The organism is Synechococcus sp. R8-2, assembly GCF_047461715.1.
Classification (GTDB): domain Bacteria; phylum Cyanobacteriota; class Cyanobacteriia; order Thermostichales; family Thermostichaceae; genus Thermostichus.
This window is the reverse complement of the sequence record NZ_JANSHQ010000438.1, coordinates 1-2,206: the sequence shown is the minus strand read 5'-3', so window position 1 is coordinate 2,206 and position 2,206 is coordinate 1. Positions and strand designations below refer to the sequence as shown.

The 2,206-nt window shown below is 60.1% G+C and carries 3 protein-coding genes; 1 reads left to right on the top strand and 2 read right to left on the bottom strand.

All coding sequences use genetic code 11. The features are described 5' to 3' along the window. Positions 1–534, top strand: a 534-nt coding sequence (locus NW819_RS10490; RefSeq protein WP_414413704.1) for a lysostaphin resistance A-like protein, incomplete at its 5' end; no start/stop codon positions are given. 24 nt (positions 535–558) lie between these two features. Here NW819_RS10490 and NW819_RS10485 read toward each other — a convergent pair. Together NW819_RS10485 and NW819_RS10480 are read right to left on the bottom strand one after the other, a co-directional pair. Then, positions 559–2,013: a sodium:solute symporter family protein gene (locus tag NW819_RS10485; protein WP_414413703.1), complete on the bottom strand. Its 1,455-nt coding sequence runs from the start codon at positions 2,011–2,013 to the stop codon at positions 559–561. Next, the coding region (locus tag NW819_RS10480; protein WP_414413702.1) for a hypothetical protein at positions 2,006–2,206 on the bottom strand (201 nt) is incomplete at its 5' end. The genes NW819_RS10480 and NW819_RS10485, both read right to left, overlap by 8 nt.

Here is a 2,206-nt window from a genome sequence, read left to right as displayed (position 1 = left end):
GAGGGATCCCTGGGTTGGCTGAGTTGGAGGCCAGTGGACAGGGGATCCCTGCTGGTCTATGGGTTGCTGGGGTTGCTTTTGGGCTTGGGGGTGGCGCTGGCGGAGGAGCTGTTTTTTCGCGGCTGGCTGCTGCAGGAGATGCTGCTGGACTACGGTTGCAGCACTGCGGTGTGGGGATCCAGCTTCCTGTTTGCTATGGCCCATTTCCTGAAGCCTTTGCCTGAGATTCTCGCCACCTGGCCGCAATTTCCCGGACTGTGGCTGATGGGGCTGCTGCTGGTGCAGGCGAGGGTCTGGAACCAAAACAAGCTGGGCCTTAGCCTAGGGCTGCACGCCGGTTGGGTCTGGGGCATGGCCTGGGTCAACAATCTGGCCTGGATAGACTACACCGGCAGGGCGCCAGCGTGGCTAACGGGGATTGGTGGCAACCCCTTGGCGGGCCTGATGGGCTTGCTTTTTCTAGGAGGGACTTTCGCATTTCTCAACGGCCTGGCTCAAGCTGGCTGGCTACCGGCAGACCTGGAAAAGCGTTGATTGAGCTGATCGATAAAGAATAACCTACTCTCCCCAAGGCCCTTCCTCGTAGTAGGCGGTCACCTGCTCCTTGGGCGGCTGGGTAAGCAAGCTTACGCCAATTAACACCCCACTGCCGATCACCACTGCCGGGATTACGGGTAACCAGCCCCCTGTCCAAGCCCGCGGCAACAGACCCGACAGCCAACCTAAAGTCAGGCCACTGGAGACGAGGGCCCCGGCTACTGCCCCGGCGCGGGTAGCCCGCTTCCAGTACAGACCGGCTATCAGGATTGGGAACAGCATGGCATTTCCCTGAAAGCTCCAGGTGGCGATCTCCACAATCAGCCCCGGCGGGTTAAGGGCAATGGCAAAAGAGGCCAAACCGATCCCCAGCACCACCCAGCGTCCCAATTGTTCTTCTTGGTGGGGGGAAAGCTGGCGTCTAAAGAGGGTCACTACCAGATCCCGCGTTACCAACGAGCTGGCCGTAAGGAGCTGTGAGTCTGCCGTGGACATGAGGGCGGCCAGAGCTGCTGTAATCACCACCGCTGCCACACCGCCGGGCAGAGTTTGCAACATCAGGGGCATGATCTGGTCCGCTTTCTCCAGGCCGGGAAAAGCCAGGCGGCCCCAAACCCCAAGAAGAGCTGCCGGGAAAAAGACCAGCAGAATCAGCAGCGGCCAGACTACCATCAGGGTCTTGAAGGGATGAGCACTCCTGGCCATGTAAAAGCGCTGGAAAAATTGTGGGAAAAGGGGAGTGGCCATGAAAAACAGCAGTTGATTGCCGAGTAACCCTTGCCAGCTCCAGCGTCCTTGGGGGCCGGGCAAGCTCAGCCAGGGATCCAGTTCGCTACCCGCTTCTCTCCCTAGGGAGAAAGCCACTGCAACAAAGGCCACCCCCATCCCCAGAATCAAGATGATCCCCTGCACCACATCCGTCCAGACCACCGCCTGGGATCCGCCAAAGAGCACATACCCCAGGATCACCAAGGCCACCACCACTGCCAAGGGCCAGTAGGGGATCCCCTCCCCCAACACCGCCGCCAGGGTTCGGGCCCCGCCAATGATCTGGATGCTGATGTAGGGGGCTGTAAACACCAAAGCGCTCAGGCAATACAACAACGCCAACAGGGGGCTTTGAAAACGATGGCCGAAAAACTCGGAAGGGGTGATGAAGCCAAAGTGTTGGGCTGCTAGCCATACCCGGTAGCCCACCCACAAAAACAGCCCCGAAATGAAGGCGGTGGTCACCCCCACCCCCAGGAAGATTCCCAGGCCGTGGGTATAGGCATCTGCCGGCACCCCAATGAAGGTAAAGGCACTGAGCAGCGTCGCCAGCGTCGTCAAGGTTAGAGCCAGGGATCCCAACCCCCGCCCCGCCAAAAAGTAGCTAACCGGATCCCGACCGCTGTGGCGATAGCTCCAGAAGCCGATGGCTGCCAGCAGCAGCAAGTACACCCCCACCACACCCAAACTTAAAATGCTGTCAGTCATCTCCAGGCCAGCAAACGCGCACAATGTAGAAGTTAAGAGGTACCAACAGCAGGACAGCCAATCCCGCCAGCCAATACCAGGCCGGGATCCCCAAAAACTGGGGCTGGGCCGAGCGGGATCCCACCCAGGTCAACAGCCACAGCAGGGGATAGGCCCCCCACACCCAAGCTTGGCGCATCCGCCCAAACCGCAG

Bases quoted from the DNA above. Each gene is read 5' to 3' on its own strand.
- NW819_RS10485 (WP_414413703.1), bottom strand. From the start codon at position 2,013: ATGACTGACAGCATTTTAAGTTTGGGTGTGGTGGGGGTGTACTTGCTG.